Raw genomic sequence first — 18,847 nt, forward strand, 5'->3', positions numbered from 1 at the left:
GAGATGAAAAAAGACACATCAAAAGCGATAAGACTAAGAATATACATTAGCTCAACCGATAAGCTAAAGCACTCACTGCTCTTTGAATCAATTGTATATCAAGCTAAACGGTATAACCTTGCAGGAGCTACTGTTTTTAAAGGAATAATGGGATTTGGAGCAAGTTCAATTGTTCACTCCTATAAGTTTTGGGAGATTTCGGATAAGCTCCCAGTCACAGTCGAAATTATAGATGAAGAGAAAAAAATCACCCAATTTTTCAATACCATTAAGCCCTACCTGGAGGAGATGAGATATGGCTGTATGATTACAGCTGAACCCGTAAATGTTTGGCTATACAAGGAAGGCAAAAAGCGTTAGGCTCTCTCGTTGTTGAATATCATCATGTTAAATTAGTTAAACTTAGTTTACCTATTTGTTGATTATGCGACATTTAGTTACCTTTGTGGCCTTAAATTTTGCAGGATAAATAGTGTAAGTTCAATAAAATCAAGCAACTAAATTATTGCCAAATCATGAATATTGTAAGAGAAGATATCGATTCTTTGACTGCCACCATTAAGGTGCAAGTTGAAAAGGATGACTATGCTGCTAATGTGGAGAAAAGTCTAATCGACTACCGTAAAAAGGCTAACATCAATGGTTTTCGCCCAGGTAAGGCGCCCATGTCGTTGATTAAAAAAATGTACTATCGCTATGTTTTAGCGGACGAGGTAACAAAGATTGCATTCGATAAGCTATACGAGTATATCAAAGAAAATAACATTCGCACACTTGGTGAGCCTATCCCTAGTGAAAAGCAGCCTGCTTTCGATTGGGAAAAACAGGAAAATTTTGAGTTTTCTTGGGATATTGGATTAGCCCCAGAGATTGATATTAATGTTAACAAACGCACCAAATTCACTTTATACAAGATTAAGCCAACCGAGGAGCTTCGTAAAAACTATATAGAGACCTACAGAAGCCGCCAAGGCAAGTATGTAGATGTTGAGCAAACCGATGAGAAAGGCCTTGTAAAGGCTACCCTTACCGAGCTAAACGAGGATGAATCGCCACGTGAAGGTGGTGTAACAGTTGAGGGAGCATCTATTTCTGTGGCCCTTGTAGCCGATAAGGATGAGCAAAAGAAACTTATTGGTGTAAAGGTAGGCGATGTTCTTACTATCGATACCCAAAAGGCTTTTCCTAACGAAGCAGATAGGGCAGCACTTTTACATGTTAAAAAGGAGGAGCTGGGCGACATCAATCCACTTTTCCAGCTAACAGTTACCGAAACCCTAACATTTGCACTTGCTGAGCTCAACCAGGAGTTCTTCAATGCAGTTTATGGCGAAGGTATTGTTAACAGCGAGGAGGAATTCTATCAAAAGATAGACGAGGAAATTGAACACAATCTTGCTCAGGAAAGCGAATACCGCTTTGGTATTGACCTAAAGGAGAAATTACTTGAGAAATTAAATATCGAGTTACCAAAAGATTTTCTCATTCGTTGGCTGACAAATATTAATGAGGGTAAGTTCACCCGTGAGCAAATTGAGAGCGAGTATCCAATGTTTGAGAAAGACCTAAAATGGCAGCTTATTAGCAACAAGGTAGCCGAAGAACAGAACTTTACCGTTACCAACGAGGAGCTAGAGCAGTTTGCCATGGTTTATGCTCGCAACCAATTTGCAGCGTACGGTATGAACTTTCTGCCCGATGAGTATATTCAACGTTATGCAGCAGATATTCTTAAGAATCGCGACGAGGTACGGAAGATTCAGGAACGTATAATTGATAAAAAAGTTATTGATTGGTTCAGAGAGAACGTTGGAATAAGCGAGAAAGAAATTACAATGGATGAATTTCAGAAACTAAAGTAAGTTTATTTAAAAATAGTAAGAGCCGGTTTGTTACCGGCTTTTTTAATCTGTTTTAAGTAAAATTTACTTTGGCTCGATTAAAGTTTTAACAATTGTGACTATCTTGCGTTATTAATAAAAAACAGTAAAAACTATGAATGAATTCGAAAAATATGCCATAAAGCACAGGGGGATTAATAGCTTAACGATGCACCAGTATAAATCGTTGGCAAATAGCTACATCTCGCCAACTATCATTGAAGAGCGCCAGCTCAACATTGCCACCATGGACGTGTTCTCACGTCTTATGATGGATAGAATTATTTTTCTTGGAGTTCCCATTAATGACGATGTGGCAAATATCATTCAGGCTCAGCTTTTATTCCTTGAATCAACCGACCCTTCCAAAGATATCCAAATCTACATCAACTCTCCTGGTGGTGGTGTTTATGCTGGTTTAGGTATTTACGATACCATGCAGTACATCAGTTCCGATGTGGCAACCATTTGTACGGGTATGGCTGCATCAATGGCTGCAGTGCTGCTAACAGCTGGAGAGAAGGGCAAACGAACAGCCTTACCCCATTCCCGTGTTATGATTCACCAACCCATGGGAGGCGCCGAGGGTCAAGCTTCGGATATTGAAATTGTAACTCGAGAAATCCTTAAATTACGCGAGGAGCTTTACGAGATAATTGCTAACCATTCTGGAAATCCAATTGATAAAATCCGTAAGGATTCCGACCGCGACTATTGGATGACAGCCAAAGAGGCGCTTGAGTATGGAATGATTGATGAGGTACTACAACGCAATAAGAATAAGTAAAACTTACCATAATTTTTTAAGGGGCTGCTTTTGCAGCCTCTTTTTTTTTATTCAAATTGATAGAAACAACGCTCAAAATAGACAAACTCTAAATCATTATTTGAATTTAGCATAAAGATTGAATTAATCGGATTTACGCTATCATTTAGCCTTAAAAAATTGTAACTTTAACACGCTAATCATATTAAAAATGAAGCGAACCGTAGCTATTATCTTATTTCTTTCCTTTGCTATTATTGGACTATCTTTTTTGTTTTATTGGTGGATTAATAATCAAGAGAATAAACAGTATAAACCCATAGATGCAATATCTCCAGATGCGTCAATTATTTTAAAAATTGACAATTTCGAGACCTTTGTCCATGCTTTAAAGTCAAATAGGACATGGAACGGAATAGATGATAACAAACAGCTAGAAACTTTTGCAAGTATAATTGACTATCTTGATAGTGCTGCTAGATTCGATAATACCATAAGAACAATAATTACAAGTTCAAGCACCATTGCAGCGTTTTACAATCGCTATCCAAAGGAAGATGAATTTTGCTTTTCAATTAGCATTCCTAAAGAGTTGAGTAAAGATGATGTTTTAGAGCTAGTAAGGCTTCAAGGCCTAGGATTGGCTAAAACAGAGGAGGTTACTATTGATGGTAATAGTGGCATCCTTGTAGATACCCAAAACGGTACTAATTCAATTTTTGCTTTTACCGTGTATGGCAATTTATTGCTAGTGAGCAATAGCCAAGAGCAAATTGTAGAGTCAATTGAGAAGCTAAAATCGGCACAATCGGCCAATACCGATGAGCTTTTTAGTTCGGTTTACCAAACAGCTGCCAATGGTGTTGTTGCGAACATCTTTATTAATCCCAATGAGCTTTCAAAAACAATTTCATCAAATCAAAATACAAACTTAGTCAAGGGACTAGCGGCATGGATAGGCCTTGATGTTATTATTGAACAGAATATTGTTCAGGCAAACGGGCTAATTCTTTTGTCGAATAATAAAAATGAGTTCTACAAGATTTTTACGCATCAAAAACCTGTAAACTTCTCTTTAAGGAGCTATCTTTTGGCAAAATCGAAATTTTTTGTTTGGTATGGAATACCCCAAATTAGCACCTACCTTACAGATTATATGGATTATATTGATGAGCTAGGTTTATCGGAACCCTACAATAAAAATCTGTCGGAATTCTTAGGAAAAACAGGCATTTCGCTTGAAGAATTCTTGAATGCCGTGTTTGATGGTGAGGTTTCAACTACTTATTGCGATTTTGAAAGTAAGGGGGCATACTGGTATATGCTGGTTAACACAAAAAGCGGCTCGGGGACTATTCAGCAAATTGAAAGAATTAGTAAAAGTAGCTTAGAAAAGGAGACTTTTAAACCCGATAAGAACTATAGTTTTATAATTGCAAAAAATCCTATTCGGTCGTATTTGCCTATACTTTTTGGAAATAACTTTTTAAATGTTTACGATGAATATTTTACCGTAATTGATAATGTTATTGTTTTTGGTCCCAGTGTAGAGTCTCTTAAACTTTATATTGAGGAACACTTGAGAAGCAATACCTTGGCGAAGAATTCTGAGTTTAGTAGCGTTCTTAATCGTGTTTCTACCACCTCAAATCTACTATACTATTCTAAAGGATTTGACTCTCCTGTTTTTGAAACCCTGAAAATTCATAATGAAGATTTTAAACTGACAAATGAAATCAAATCGAGTTCAAGAAATATTTTATGGCAGGTAGTTGGAGGGAGCCAAAAACTTTTCTCCATGCTAGTTCTGCAGTCGGGAAATGGAACCGTTAAAGAAAACAAGTTAAAGGATGTGAGGTGGGTTTGCAAACTATTGGCAGAACCATTTGGAAAACCTCATCTTCTAAAAAATCATATTAATGGTGAATTTGAGGTACTTGTTCAAGATATAAATAACAACATCTATCTCATAAGCAAAAAGGGACATATTCTTTGGAAACGAACCGTAGATTCAAAAATTATTGGCAATGTTCGCCAGGTAGATATTTATCGCAATGGAAAGTTGCAAATGGCTTTCGCGACATCCAAAAAAATATATGTAATGGACAGGAACGGTAAAGATGTTACTGGTTTTCCCGTTGAGTTGGTTAATGGGATATCGTCGCCTTTATCCGTTTTTGATTATGAAAACAATAGGGAGTATCGCTTGTTTGTTGCTTCACCCGATAAGCATATTTACTGTTTCGATAAGAAAGGGAAAATGGTAGAAGGTTGGTTAAAACCAAAGACAGAAACTGTTGTAACCACTCGCATAGGTTACGTAAAGCGCAATGGCAAGGATTATATTGTAGTATTTGATAAAAATCGACCATATCTTTTAAATCGTCGAGGTCAGGAGAGAGTAAAAATTAAATCGTTATTTACCAAGGCCAATAACTCTGAGTTTTATTTAGATAGAGATTCAAAGGGATACCACATAGTAACAACTGATACACTTGGAGTTATTCATCGCTTGTATCTGGATGGAACGGTTGAACAGATAGGGATAGAACCTTTATCAAGCAGGCATACCTTTCAAATGTCGGACAATCAATACTTTTTCGCTGATGAGAATAAGCTAAGCATTTATACCAAGAAAGCCGAACCTGTGAATATTGCAATTTCTTCTTTAGGCGATTTTGATGAAAATTCTTTACAAGTTTTAGAGCCAGAAGGAATGGTGCTGTTGTCTAAAAACCAAAATATTTATGGTTACAATTTTAGTGGAAACACACAACCAAATTTTCCTGTTCCGGGCACAACACCACTTATAAAAATTGACAATCAAAATAAGAGTTATGTTACTTTATCAAAACATCTTGGTGTTGTATGTATCAACTTGAAATAATTTTTAACTTTGCCAACCTACAAAGCATGGTATGATAGCAATTTTTAAGTTCATAGTATATTTTACTTTAGCCCTTTTCTTGTTGGGATTAGTTGGGAGGTTGCTGCTACGATTCTGGTTAAATCGAATTTATAAAAGAATGAATCCCGATAACAATAGTTCAACAGGAAAACGAGGTTCAAATATATTTTCAACAGCTAAACGAAAGAAAAAAATCATAGATAAAAATCAGGGTGAGTATATCGAATACGAGGAAGTAGAGTGATTACTTTAAACGGAAAAAAATGGCTGAGGTTGTAGCAGGAATTGATATTGGTGGTACCAATACAGTTATTGGAATAGTAAATAAACAAGGAGATATTTTAGCAGAGAGCACCATTCCTACCCGTTGTCAATCAACATTTAGCGTATATGTAAAGAATTTGGCAGTAGAAATTGAAAAACTACTAGAGGGGTTGGGACATGAGCATACACTTCAAGGTGTAGGCATTGGTTCGCCCAATGGCTCATATAACTTAGGTGCCATTGTTGATGCGCCCAATTTGGAGTGGAAAGGAATACTACCACTCTGCAATGAGTTAACAAAACATACTGGGTTACCAACAGTAGTAACAAATGATGCCAATGCTGCTGCGATAGGTGAGCTTCTTTTTGGTGCCGGTGTTGGAATGAAGAACTTTGTTGTAATTACCTTAGGTACGGGTTTAGGAAGTGGTATAATAGTAAATGGGAAGCTTGTAGTTGGACACGATGGGTTTGCTGGAGAATTTGGCCACATAGTAGCCAAAGCCAATGGACGTCAGTGTGGATGTGGGAAGAAGGGATGTCTTGAAACCTATGCTTCGGCAACTGGACTTCGACGTACTGCATTTAAAATGATTGCCGATAGTAATCAGCCAAGCATGCTTCGAAATGTGACTTACGATAAGCTAACATCAAAAATGATAACAGAGGCAGCTCAGAATGGCGACCCATTAGCACGAGCTGCATTTGAATATACTGGGTTAATTCTTGGCACTCGCTTAGCCGACCTTGTAGCAATTCTCAATCCCGAAGCCATTTTCTTTTTTGGTGGCTTGGCCAATGCAGGTGAAATACTTATAGACCCAGTTCGCAGGTATATGGAAGAATATATGTTCCCAGTTTTTAAGGGGAAAGTAAGACTTTTAATGTCTGGATTACAAAATAAAAATGCCGCCGTTCTTGGAGCAGCAGCACTTATATGGGATGAGTTAGAAAAGAAAAAGGCTAACTAAACGCTTCCCAATTTTTAGCTAGTCCTCCTATTCCTGTTTCCCGGTAGGCATCTTGAATATCATGTCCTGTTTCGGCCATTGTTTTAACAGCTTGGTCGAACGAGACTTTATGTCCGCCATCCGATGAAAGGGCATATACAGCGCAAGAGTAAGCCTTAGTGGCTGCAATTGCATTACGTTCAATGCATGGTATTTGAACGTAACCTAAAACTGGGTCGCAAGTTAATCCAAGGTTATGTTCCATGGCCATTTCGGCAGCGTACTCAATTTGAGCAGGAGAACCACCCATTAGCTGAGTCATAGCTGCAGCTGCCATGGCACAAGCTGTTCCAATTTCCCCTTGGCACCCCACTTCGGCACCAGAAATGGATGCGTTATGTTTAACAATGTTACCAATTAGGCCAGCAGTAGCAAGCGCACGTAACATTTTTTGTTCGCTAATACTCTCTTCGCTGTTAAGGTAAAAGAGAACGGCTGGTAATACTCCCGATGAACCACAGGTTGGCGCAGTTACTATTTTGCCACCAGCTGCATTCTCTTCGGCTACAGCTAAGGCAAATGCAAATAAAAGTCCAATATGTTTCATGGTTCCATGAGTGTTGAAAGCCTTAGTATATTGCGCGGAAGCTCTACGGGGTAACTTAATGGGACCAGGAAGAACACCTTCATTATCAATACCACGTTTTACCGTCTCACGCATGGTGCGCCATACATCTGAAAGAAAATCCCAAATCTCCTTACCTTCGTTATCCTCAACAAACTCCCATAGTGTTTTACCTTCACTTTTGCACCATGCAAGTATTTCTGTAAGGGTGTTAATGCTGTATATCTCCTTTCCATTTATCAATCCAGTGCTATCGCGTAAATCGCCACCTCCTATACTATAAACCTCCCACTCACCCATGATGGTTCCGTGTTCATGATTATATGCTTTTATAATCATTCCGTTAGGATGGAGGGGTAACGATTTATCATTGAACCATTCTATTTCAACCTGTTTAGGCAAAAAACTTTTCCGTATAGCGCTATCGGTATGATGCCCCTTGCCAGTAAGTGCAAGGCTACCATAAAGCTGTACCACAAAGTAATTGGCATCTGGATACCGTTCTAGCATTATTTCTGCAGCACGGGCTGGGCCAATTGTATGACTACTAGAAGGCCCATAACCTTTTTTAAATATTTCTCGAATCGATAGCATCTTTCTTAATTTTCAGCAAAACAATATCAATTTATTGTCTGTTCCAAACATTTAGACTTAATTAACATGGCCTTTATCAATAATATTGTTAAAAATGTTGCTAAAATATTTAACTTTAAATAATAAATTAATTTGTAGCTCTAATGAATAAAAGATCGTTTATACTTATCATTCTTGACCTGTTACTTATACTTTTCTCTTTTTGGCTGGCTATTCAGCTTAAAAATGTATCGTTTAAAATCTATTTTATTAACTACCTAAGTGGGTTTATTATTTTTACTACTATATGGATATTAGCTTCAATCATTAATAATAAGTACAATTACTCTTCGTACTCATTAAGGCACTTATCGAAAAACATACTCATTTCCAACCTGACCGCATTATCGGTTGTTACCATGCTTATCTTTTTAACTCGTAACGACTACTACTCACGATTCTTAGTGTTTGTAACTATCGCAATTATTTCTTTAGCTGAACTATTTATTTACAATCTTTGGGGATTACTTAAGAAAACAGAGGTAATTCCAGATGATGTTCTGGGTAAGGTAGAACGGTCACTCAGAAGAGCTAAGCCTGTACCCGTTGTTTCCGACGAGCCAATTGATCCTACAAGGGTAATAATGGTTCAAAAGGCTATTTTAACCGAGTTTAGCAGAGATGTTTATTGCTTTCTTGAACAGAATACAAATCTTTTTAGCGAAAAAACACTTATAGTTTCAACAACCACCAGATTTAATATTACAAACCAGCCTAACAATACCTATAAAACAATTATCAACTTAAAACGTGTAAATGATATTAGGCGTATCAATAAGTTTTTTGAGGCTGTTAATGAAAAAATTCCTGTTAATGGAGTTTTTTTATGTATGGCAGAAACACAGGAAGAGCGCAAAGCTAGAATTTTAAGAAAGTTCCCGCCTGTTTTAAACTACATATACTACTTTTTTGACTTTATTTTAAAACGTGTTTTTCCAAAATTCCCTATTACAAAAGATATCTATTTCCTCTTAACGCGAGGCGAAAATAGGGTTATTAGTCGTGCTGAACTGCTGGGGCGCCTTATTTCCTGTGGGTTTAATATTATTGAGGAACAAGAAATAGACCACATGCAATACGTAGTGGCACAAAAAATTCGCAAACCATACTTTGACATGGAGCCAACCTATGGCCCTTTAATTAAGCTTCGTAGGATTGGTAAAGGCGGTAAGATTATTAAAGTTTATAAGTTTAGAACCATGCATCCCTATTCTGAATACTTGCAAGAGTACATTTATCGTAAGCATGACCTTCAGGAAGGGGGGAAGTTTAAAAATGATTTCCGCATTTCTACTTTAGGACGATTCATGCGAAAACTTTGGATTGATGAACTTCCTATGATACTTAACTTTCTTAAAGGCGATTTAAAAATTGTAGGTGTAAGACCATTGAGTAAGCATTATTTTAGCTTATATACCAAAGAACTTCAGGAACGGAGAATTAAATATAAGCCAGGTTTAATTCCACCTTTTTATGTAGATAATCCAAAAACAATTGAGGAGATAATGGAGTCGGAAATTAAATACCTAAATGCCTACGATAAACATCCTTTTTTTACCGATGTAAAATACTTTTTTGTTGCCGTTTATAATATCATCTTTAAGAAATACAGGAGCAGCTAAAAGCCCCAGCAAATACCTGTTTCAAATTGAACCTGTTTGCCAAGCATGAATTCAGGGTAATACTTGTAGGAGGTATAATCTTCAGTATCATTCATTCCACCAGAGATATAGATATAGCCATCGTTAATAATTTGGTATTTAGCCCCAACTTTCCAGCGTGATTGTTCCCACTCAACGCTTTCCATAAAGGGTAGTCCTAATCGCTCGTCGGTTATTTTGAAATAGTTAGGACCTTTTCTACTTTTTAAATAGGTTAATTGAAATGTTAGCTTTGGAATTGGCTTGTAGATTAATGAAAGGTAAATTTCATCGGCATTATCAGTTAAATAATGCCCAAGGTTGAATTTGTTACTTTCAAAGGTTGTGGTTTCAATGATATGTTTATAGGTTAGAGGATTAGTTCTTGTGTATTCAGCTGTTAATGAGATGTTTCTAACAGGGAAATCCCATAATCTTAAACCTACTTTAAGGCTATAGAAGTTGCTATGTTTTTCAGGGTTAAACATGTTCTTCATCGACAGCTCATCCAAAAAAAGTGTGGTGTATAGGTGGAGATGCTTTATATTTGTTGATGATATATCGAAGAACATCTGTGAGTTTTGTCCAACCTGATTGCTCATCCCATTCAGATGATGGTCAATTGATTTATAAAAGAAAAATGGAATTAAGTAAGCGGGTTGGATAGCTATATCGGAGTAAACAATTGAATTACCAAATGAGATATTTGTACCTCTAAAGGGTTTGAATGTTATAAGGTTGGCCGCAATGTATTTATTATGGTAAACCTTACGAGTCTCATCAAAGCTAATGTAGGTTCTTGAGGAGTCAACTACCTGAGAAACAAGCCATCCATGATAGTAGTTTAGCTCTATCCAGTTCGCAGGGTTAATCCTTAATTTAAGCATGGCAAACGAGGGTGTTCGGCCGCTAAAAATATTGGTTCCGTTATATCCAGAACCCCATTGAATATTGTCTTTAACAACACCAATGCTACCCCATTTCCATGAGTAGGTTATTCCGCCACGCATTTCGCTGAATTCGCCACCTGTTCCGTTAAACTTATAGTTACCACCCATGTAGGGAACCAAATAGGTAGGCATGGCTAGCCTGTAGTTTTGAGCGTAATCTCTTAGACTGGCGTAAAATCCCCATCTATCTATTTTACCATAAACCTCGGCACCAACCCATCTGTTATATGCTAAGGCGCTGTCATTTTTAATTAGGTCAACCCCTAATAATGGATTAATGGTTATGCTAAAAGAAGAGTCGTGGTAGTGGATTATATCGAATCGTTTTTTTTGTGAATTTGGCCTATCTTTAGCAAAATCGGATAGGTAAAAGTAAAGTTCATCTTTTTGGCGTTTATTTAGCAACTCCTTTTTCGATTCAGCCTCAAGTAGTAACTGCTCAATATATTGCCTGCTATATGGTTTAACCGAAGTGTTTGGATTGATTATTTTCAGCGTACTTAGCTCATCGATATACTCATAAATACCAGTGTTGGAGATATGGTGATAAGTTTCTTGACCCTTTGTTATGAGTGCTATGAAAGGTAGTGCTATTATTATAAGTTTAAACTTCATACATCAACATTTAATTATGTAAAGTTACAATAATTACTTTTTTATGGATGAATTACTACTTTTGCATGTCACAAAAAATCAATAAAATGAATAAGTTTAGAAGATTTACTTTGGTATTTGTAGGTTTTATCTTTTTAGTGTCGTGTGGGGTAGCGCTAAAGAACAAGCAGCTTAAAACAGAAGCAAATCAAGCCTTTACCAATAACGATTATAAGGCAGCATTGGCTTCATACGAGCAAATCATCGAAAGCGGAAAGGGAGTTGCAGGTGATATCTATAATAAAGCTGGAATTTCTGCTTGGGAATTGGGATATACCGACAAGGCAATAAACTATCTTGAAAATGCAAAAAAACAAAAAGGCACCGATGCGCTTGGTTATTATACGTTGGCAAAGGCTTATAAGAAGGTTGATAACCTCTCAAGAGAAATTATAAATCTTCAGCTTTGTGTTGAAGCGGCTTCTACTGAGTTAATGCAGGATGCAAAGGCCGATTTATTTGATGCTTATGTTAGAAGCGAGAATTGGAATTTGGCTGACTCATTGTGGAATGATTTAAGTCCAGAATTTAAGAAGCAACTTAGTTTTTCCGAAGGATATTTGAAGGTTAAACGTAACCTAAATGATATTGATGAAGCCCAAAAAGTGGCTAGTGAGATTTTACAAAAAGATAAAAAGAACATTGAAGCCTTAGAGTTTCTTGCTCAATACTATTACAATAAAGCTGATAAGCTTTATATAAAGGAGATGAAAGCTTACCGAAGAAATAAGACTATGAAGCAGTATAAACGGTTAACTAAAGCGCTTAAACAAGTAAATGTCGATTTTAAACGTGCACGAGGCTACTTTGAAACTTTATACAAATTAAAACCAGATAAAAAGTATGCTAAATATTTAGGAAATATTTACACCCGGTTTGAGAACAAGCAAAAGGCTTCGTACTGGTATAAACGCTCGAAATAAAAAGTAAATCGCATCATTACGATGCGCTTTACTTTTACTAAAATTATAGTTATTCAACAGTTACCGATTTGGCTAGGTTTCTTGGTTGGTCCACATCGCAACCTCTTAGAACAGCAATATGGTAGGCTAATAGCTGAAGGGGAACAACACTAAGAAGCGACCCTACCACTTCACCAGCCTCGGGTATTTCAATGGTATAATCGGCCATTTCTTTAATAGTGGTATCACCTTCGGTTACAATTGCTATTACAACCCCCTTGCGAGCTTTTACCTCCTGAACATTACTTACAATTTTTTCGTAGCTGCTATCCTTTGTGGCAATAACTACCACAGGCATGGTATCGTCAATTAGCGCAATTGGGCCATGCTTCATTTCAGCAGCAGGATACCCTTCGGCATGAATGTATGATATTTCCTTTAGTTTAAGGGCTCCTTCAAGAGCAACGGGGAAGTAGTAACCTCTACCAAGGTATAAAAAGTTTCTAGCATCCTTAAAACGCTCAGAAATCTCTTTTACTATAGTTTCACTTAACAGGATTTTTTCAATTTTATCGGGAACCAGGTTGAGCTCATTAATTAGCTCCTCGTACTTTTCTTGTGTAAGGGTACCCTTCTTTTTGCCAAGAAGGATGGCCATCATTACAAGTACGGTTACCTGTGCGGTAAAAGCTTTAGTAGAAGCTACACCAATTTCTGGACCAGCATGGGTATAAACACCTCCGTCGGTTTCGCGAGGGATGCTTGAACCCACAACATTACAGATACCCAAAACAAGAGCACCAGCCTCTTTTGCTAATCGAATAGCTGCCAGAGTATCGGCAGTTTCGCCACTTTGGCTAATGGCTATGACTATATCGTCCTTGTTAATAATAGGGTTTCTGTATCGGAACTCAGATGCGTACTCTACTTCAACAGGTATTCTTGCTAAGTCCTCAATAAGGTATTCTCCAACTAGTGCAGCATGCCACGACGTTCCACACCCAATTAGAATAATTCGTTTTGCCTCTACTAACTTGGGTAATACGTTGTATAAACCCCCAAGATGTATGTCAAATGGGTTGGTTGAGACTCTTCCTCTAAATGTGTCATGAATACTCCTAGGTTGCTCATATATTTCTTTAAGCATGAAATGCTCAAAACCACCCTTTTCAATAGATTCAATATCGAGGTCAAGCTGTTGGATATTTGGTTCAAGCGATTGGTTATAAATGGTCTTAAGGGTCATCTGATTTCGTTGCAAAATGGCAACATCGTTATCGTTTAGGAATATTACGCTTTTGGTATACTCAATGATAGGCGTTGCATCTGATGCAATAAAATATTCACCTTCACCAACACCGATTACTAATGGGCTTCCTTTCCTAGCCGCTATTAACGTGTCGGGATCATCACGATTAACAACAACAATTCCGTATGCACCAACAACTTTAGTAAGAGCAAGGCGAACTGCTATTTCGGCTGTAACGTTTCCTTTAAGGTAAATGTACTCAATAAGATTTGCTAGTACTTCTGTATCGGTTTCGGAGTAGAACTTATATCCTCGTTTCTCAAGTTTTGTACGAAGAAGCCCGTAATTTTCTATTATACCGTTATGAATGATTATGAATTTTTCATTCATTGATATATGTGGGTGTGCATTGGTATCGTTGGGTTCACCATGAGTAGCCCAGCGGGTATGTCCAATTCCTATTGTACCCTCAAGGGTTCGATTTCCAATAAAGTTCTCAAGATCGCTTACTTTTCCCTTTTGTTTGGCAAGAAAAGGCTCCCCGTTAACAATGCAAATACCTGCAGAGTCGTATCCCCTGTATTCAAGTCTTTTTAATCCATTAATAATAATGGGATAAGCCTGACGTGAACCAATATATCCTACAATTCCGCACATCCTATTTCAGTTTTGAGTAAGTAATAATAAGTTTTATGGGGGTGCTGCTATTACTGGTTTTTAGTAATCCATACTTAATGTTAGTACTTGAGTATGGAAATACGTATAATGAATTATCGCTATATTCTCCTTTAAGCAACTTCTGGAAATGATATGTAATATCTACTTTGTAAGAATTTGTATGGTTTTGGTATGAGCCATTTGTATTTATACCGCTACTGCTTTGCTGATCTACAATAACTCCATTCCACTCATTGTTGTCTCGATAGTAGAAAAGGAGCTGGTTAATTAATGAGTCTGTGGCCGAAATTGAATTTTCGTTACCAATTAATAGTTCTGCCCGATGAACTACCATTGGCATCGAATCTCTCCATTGTTCAAGATCTGGAAACTTGATTTTCCCATACACTCCACCAAAATTTTGAATATAAAATAAAGTATCTTCGGTTATGGTATCATTTAGGTGTTGTATTTTTTTAGCAGGATCGGCTTTGCTTGGATCGTGTAGATATTGGAAATACCATCTGTTTAATGAAAAGATCTTACTGCTAGTAAAAGTAGAATCTTTACCATCAACCTCTTTGTTATAGTGATAGTATAATTTGAGGTACATGTTAGAATAAGAAATATTGTAAGTGACTCCCCCAAAACCCGCTACATCATCAACAGTAATGTAAAATCCTTTATACTTACTATAGAAAAGTTTTGAATCGGTTAGAGCTAAAGAGTCCATTAGCGATTGACCAAACGTTAAGGGAAGAGAAAGCTTAAGCTGTCCATTTCCATTTAGAGTGGTTGAAATAAGTGGAGTTGGGTTGTAAAGATTATTATCGATTGGACTTAAAGCATTAGGGTATCCCCAAAGAATTGAAGTGTCAGTTATCTCGTGTATATGTAAATTTAGCTCAGTTGTAGTATCGCCATAAAATCCAGAAGGTGTGAAATAGAAAAATATTGAATCGGCAGTAGCTGTTGAGCCTCCATAACCTTCGGTTGATTCTACAGGTAAGTATCGGCAAATAATACTTGCTTTTGTAGAACCAAATATTTCATTGTTTATATACCCAACTAACCCCGACGATGAGTTAAGTGTATTCAATGAGTCCTTAGTAAGGGTAGAAGCACTTACCTTAAATGTTGAATCAACCCTTACTTGAAAAATATCATCATCGGGTAGCAAGTTATTACCAAGAAAACCTGGCTCGTTATAGCATGAAGTTAAGGAAGACGCTAGTATTAAAAACAAGAACCTGAAAGGCCAACTGAAATTATTTCTTACCCTTTGAAACTTTAGTGTTGTCATTTAAAAACTGGTTATAAAATTCATCGTAAATATCTATATAATTTTCACTATTTTGATAGGGTAGTAAAGGTTTTTTAGCTGAATTTATATATTCCAACACGTAAGCATTTAAATTTTCGCTACCAAGAATTATGCCGTCAGAGTAGTTTACTGCTAATTTTATAAGATTTTCGTAAGTAGGCTCTCGAAGAATTTCTACATCCTTTTTGCTGATGCCTTCCATTAAAATCTTTTTCCTAACATTTTCATTCAGAGGTTCAGGAAATTCGTCGTTGTAGACTGAAAAAATAACCTTTGCATTTGCAAAAAGCGGGTCATCGGCATATGCCTTCTTAATTAATAGTGGAGCAAATGCGGTAAACCACCCATGACAGTGAATGATGTTTGGTGACCAGCGTAACTTTTTAACGGTTTCAATTACCCCTTTACTAAAAAATATCGCACGCTCATCGTTATCGGCAAAGTATTTTCCATCCTCATCCGAAAGAACAAATTTTCTTTGAAAATAGTCCTCGTTGTCAATAAAGTAAACCTGCATACGGGCACTTTGAATGGATGCCACCTTGATGATTAGAGGATGATCCATATCGTTAATGATAAGGTTCATTCCCGATAACCTTATCACTTCGTGAAGCTGGTTTCGCCTTTCATTTACACACCCATAGCGGGGCATAAATGTTCTAATTTCTTTTCCTTTTTCTTGAATTCCTTGTGGTAAATTCCTGCTGATTGTAGATATTTCACTCTCAGGAAGATATGGAAAAATCTCTTGAGAGATGAAGAGTACCCTTGCTTTTTTTTCTGCCATTTTTGGATTTTTTATGTAACCAAAATAAATAATGGGTTACAAGTTGACCCGATTTTATAATGTAGCTACAAAGTTACAATTTTTTTTTGAATTTGCCTTGATTGTATTTTTCTGATATTCAACGTAAAAGCTTTAGCCTTTTATGCATTTGTAGTAAATTTGTATTAATATTTAACATTCGAAACTATTTGTGGGGCTTCTATTGTATATTTTATTCAAATTTTTACAACCTTTGCAGTTCAGTTTTTATTGCGATATTCATTACTTATGGTTCAAGTCTTTAGTAGAATAGATCAGCTTCGTGAACATTTGAAGACAGTTAGAAACGCTGGGAGAAGTTTAGGATTTGTCCCCACAATGGGAGCGTTACACGATGGGCACATCTCATTGGTTGAAAGGTGCGTAGCTGAAAATGATTATACCATTGTAAGCATCTTTGTTAACCCTACCCAATTTAACGATAAGAATGATCTTAAGAACTACCCTCGAATGCCCGAAAAGGATTTAAAGATGCTTGAGGGTGCTGGAGCAAATGCAGTTTTTATGCCCGATGAGAGCGAAATTTACCCAGAACCCGATAATCGAGTATTTGATTTTGGTATGCTCGATAAGGTTATGGAAGGAAAATTTCGGCCAGGGCACTTTAACGGCGTAGCACAAGTGGTAAGCAAGCTATTTGATATAGTTGAACCACATAAGGCTTATTTTGGTCAAAAAGATTACCAGCAGCTGGCTATAATACGCGAAATGGTAAAGCAGCTGGGTTATAAAATTGAGATAGTTGGTTGTCCCATTGTTCGAGAAGCCGATGGGCTTGCCATGAGTAGCCGTAATTTACTATTGTCTCCCGAACATAGAAAAAGCGCTCCATTAATCTATAAAACTCTTCAAGAAGCGCGTAACAAAATGGATGAATTATCCGTTAAACAAATGATAGACTGGGTTGAAAATCAAATTAATGCCGATCCGAATTTAAAGATTGAGTACTTTGAGCTGGTTGACACCAACACCTTATTACCAGTTGACAGTTGGAACCACTCGGGTGGAATTATTGGATGTATAGCTGTTTGGGCGGGAAGTATTCGACTTATTGATAATTTAATCTTCAAATAGTAACTTTTTTAAGCCATGATGATAGAGGTTTGCAAATCGAAAATCCATAGGGCAACAATAACTGAAGCCAACTTGAACTATATTGGTAGTATCACCATTGACGAGGACCTAATGGATGCTGCAAACTTAATTGAGAATGAAAAGGTTCAGGTAGTTAATATTAGTAATGGCGAACGCTTGGAAACCTACGTTATTAAAGGCGAACGAGGTTCTGGGCAGATTTGCCTTAATGGACCTGCTGCTCGTAAGTGCGTTGTTGGTGATGTGGTTATTATTATATCATATGCCATGATGGATTTTGAGGAAGCCAAAAAATTCAAACCAACTGTTATTTTCCCCGATACAGCAACTAATAAGCTTGTTTGATTAATTTAATATTACATTGAAAAAGTTTTTTAAGTCCAAATTTTTTAACTTTTTAGTTTTCTTTATTCTTGCTCTTGTATTGCTTTACTACGCTTTTCGGAGCGTTGACTTTAAGCATATTGCTCAAGGATTCAGAGAGGTTAACTACCTCTGGATATGCGCATCGCTTCTACTCGGTTTAACCGCTCATTTAACTAGAGCTATTCGCTGGGGTTATTTAATGGAACCTTTGGGTCAAAAACCTAGTTTTGGAAAATTACTTAGCGCCGTTTTTGTTGGGTACATTGCTAACCTTGCACTACCTCGTTTTGGCGAGGTGGCAAAATGTGGTAGTGTTTCAAAGGTAAGCAATCTAAGATTCGATTCACTTGTTGGAACTGTTGTTGTTGAACGTACAGCCGATGCGGCAATGCTGCTGCTTTCAACTCTTATCGTTATTCTTATTCAACTCGATACTTTTGGCCAATACATTTACAGGAAGATTGTTCAACCCATACATGAACGAGCTTTACAAGTAGAAGGTTACAAGGTGGTTATTATCCTTATAATGATAGCAGCATTTCTTTTTCTTGTCCGATTCTTCTTGAAAACAAATATACTTGGCGATAAGGTAAATGGTAAAATAAAAGGAGTAGTAAATGGGCTTGTTGAGGGTTTAAAAAGCATATACACAACACCGAAACTCTTTTCTTTTATTCTGCTTTCCTTTTTAATGTGGCTGCTCTATTGGGCTATGACATGGGCGCTTCTTAAATCGGTGCCAATAACCTCGGGTTTAAGCTCTTGGGATGCCTTATTTATCATGGTAATTGGATCATACGGAATGACCGTACCTGTTCAGGGTGGATTTGGTGCTTACCATATTATTACCGCATCGGCTTTGGGGTTATTTGGCTTAGAATACGAAAATGGGTTAATCTTTTCAATTGTTTCGCATGAGTCTCAAACCATAATGCTTATAATTGGAGGGATTGTGGCTTTGGTTTACTTGTATGTGGTTCAGCAGGAGCAAGATAGGCTTAGGTCAATTTAATGCTGAACAAATTTGTGTTGTCACTGTTAAAACGTTACATTTGTGAGCTGAATGTGGAAAGATTTGGCTGATTGCAACCACACAAATAAATGCTAAAACAGCGATTATTTCAGCAATCGTTCAAACCTTCCCCATAGAGTTTTGTT

General features: G+C 37.0%; 16 protein-coding genes. 11 read left to right on the top strand and 5 right to left on the bottom strand.

The features are described from left to right. The first annotated feature begins 3 nt into the window (after positions 1-3). From FHG85_RS00180 to FHG85_RS00205, 6 genes are all read left to right on the top strand, one after another. Positions 4-360, top strand: a complete 357-nt coding sequence (locus FHG85_RS00180; RefSeq protein WP_173072265.1) for a DUF190 domain-containing protein — start codon at positions 4-6, stop codon at positions 358-360. Positions 361-515: 155 nt separating this feature from the next. Beyond that, positions 516-1,862, top strand: coding sequence for a trigger factor (tig, locus tag FHG85_RS00185; RefSeq protein WP_173072266.1), 1,347 nt, complete (start codon positions 516-518; stop codon positions 1,860-1,862). Between the two features lie 133 nt (positions 1,863-1,995). Further along, complete coding sequence (clpP, locus tag FHG85_RS00190) at positions 1,996-2,667, top strand: ATP-dependent Clp endopeptidase proteolytic subunit ClpP (protein WP_173072267.1); 672 nt, start codon at positions 1,996-1,998, stop codon at positions 2,665-2,667. Between the two features lie 190 nt (positions 2,668-2,857). After that, the gene (locus FHG85_RS00195) at positions 2,858-5,533 is read left to right on the top strand and encodes a DUF3352 domain-containing protein (protein ID WP_173072268.1); all 2,676 of its coding nucleotides are present in this window, start codon (positions 2,858-2,860) and stop codon (positions 5,531-5,533) included. 31 nt (positions 5,534-5,564) lie between these two features. Further along, positions 5,565-5,798 carry a hypothetical protein gene (locus FHG85_RS00200; protein WP_173072269.1) on the top strand — a complete coding sequence of 78 codons (234 nt, stop codon included), beginning with the start codon at positions 5,565-5,567 and terminating at the stop codon, positions 5,796-5,798. A gap of 19 nt (positions 5,799-5,817) precedes the next feature. After that, on the top strand, positions 5,818-6,789 hold the full coding sequence (locus FHG85_RS00205; RefSeq protein ID WP_173072270.1) for an ROK family protein: 972 nt from the start codon (positions 5,818-5,820) through the stop codon (positions 6,787-6,789). On the opposite strand, the gene FHG85_RS00210 is transcribed toward FHG85_RS00205, so the two are convergent. After that, the gene (locus tag FHG85_RS00210; protein WP_173072271.1) at positions 6,782-7,987 is read right to left on the bottom strand and encodes an L-serine ammonia-lyase; all 1,206 of its coding nucleotides are present in this window, start codon (positions 7,985-7,987) and stop codon (positions 6,782-6,784) included. The genes FHG85_RS00205 and FHG85_RS00210 overlap by 8 nt on opposite strands. Positions 7,988-8,130: 143 nt before the next feature. On the opposite strand from FHG85_RS00210, the gene FHG85_RS00215 reads away from it, so the two are divergent. Then, positions 8,131-9,648 (top strand): sugar transferase, encoded by a 1,518-nt coding sequence (locus FHG85_RS00215; protein WP_173072272.1) that lies wholly within the window; start codon positions 8,131-8,133, stop codon positions 9,646-9,648. Here the strand turns inward: FHG85_RS00215 and FHG85_RS00220 are convergent. Next, complete coding sequence (locus FHG85_RS00220) at positions 9,645-11,231, bottom strand: hypothetical protein (RefSeq protein WP_173072273.1); 1,587 nt, start codon at positions 11,229-11,231, stop codon at positions 9,645-9,647. The two genes, FHG85_RS00215 and FHG85_RS00220, sit on opposite strands and share 4 nt — an antisense overlap. 86 nt (positions 11,232-11,317) lie before the next feature. Between FHG85_RS00220 and FHG85_RS00225 the strand changes: the two genes are divergently transcribed. Further along, positions 11,318-12,193 (top strand): tetratricopeptide repeat protein, encoded by an 876-nt coding sequence (locus FHG85_RS00225; RefSeq protein WP_173072274.1) that lies wholly within the window; start codon positions 11,318-11,320, stop codon positions 12,191-12,193. A 49-nt stretch (positions 12,194-12,242) separates the two neighbouring features. Here the strand turns inward: FHG85_RS00225 and glmS are convergent, their stop codons facing one another. From glmS to FHG85_RS00240, 3 genes are read right to left on the bottom strand one after another with little or no spacing between them, the layout of a single operon-like run. Beyond that, entirely contained in the window at positions 12,243-14,078 is a 1,836-nt protein-coding gene (glmS, locus tag FHG85_RS00230; RefSeq protein ID WP_173072275.1) for a glutamine--fructose-6-phosphate transaminase (isomerizing), read from the bottom strand. A gap of 1 nt (position 14,079) precedes the next feature. Further along, positions 14,080-15,381 (bottom strand): DUF4270 family protein, encoded by a 1,302-nt coding sequence (locus FHG85_RS00235; protein WP_173072276.1) that lies wholly within the window; start codon positions 15,379-15,381, stop codon positions 14,080-14,082. Next, positions 15,347-16,189, bottom strand: coding sequence for a glycogen/starch synthase (locus FHG85_RS00240; protein WP_173072277.1), 843 nt, complete (start codon positions 16,187-16,189; stop codon positions 15,347-15,349). The genes FHG85_RS00235 and FHG85_RS00240 overlap by 35 nt, the downstream gene beginning before the upstream one ends. 267 nt (positions 16,190-16,456) lie before the next feature. Here FHG85_RS00240 and panC point away from each other — a divergent pair, with 267 nt between their 5' ends. Genes panC through FHG85_RS00255 form a run of 3 tightly spaced genes read left to right on the top strand, consistent with a single transcriptional unit; the run spans position 16,457 to position 18,701 of the window. Continuing rightward, positions 16,457-17,302 carry a pantoate--beta-alanine ligase gene (gene panC, locus FHG85_RS00245; RefSeq protein ID WP_173072278.1) on the top strand — a complete coding sequence of 282 codons (846 nt, stop codon included), beginning with the start codon at positions 16,457-16,459 and terminating at the stop codon, positions 17,300-17,302. A 15-nt stretch (positions 17,303-17,317) separates the two neighbouring features. Further along, complete coding sequence (panD, locus tag FHG85_RS00250) at positions 17,318-17,668, top strand: aspartate 1-decarboxylase (RefSeq protein ID WP_173072279.1); 351 nt, start codon at positions 17,318-17,320, stop codon at positions 17,666-17,668. A 16-nt stretch (positions 17,669-17,684) separates the two neighbouring features. Further along, a complete protein-coding gene (locus tag FHG85_RS00255) occupies positions 17,685-18,701 on the top strand; it encodes a lysylphosphatidylglycerol synthase transmembrane domain-containing protein (protein ID WP_173072280.1) in 1,017 nt (338 codons plus the stop codon). Positions 18,702-18,847 lie beyond the last annotated feature (146 nt).

It is taken from the genome of Tenuifilum thalassicum, from assembly GCF_013265555.1.
Taxonomy (GTDB): Bacteria; Bacteroidota; Bacteroidia; order Bacteroidales; family Tenuifilaceae; genus Tenuifilum; species Tenuifilum thalassicum.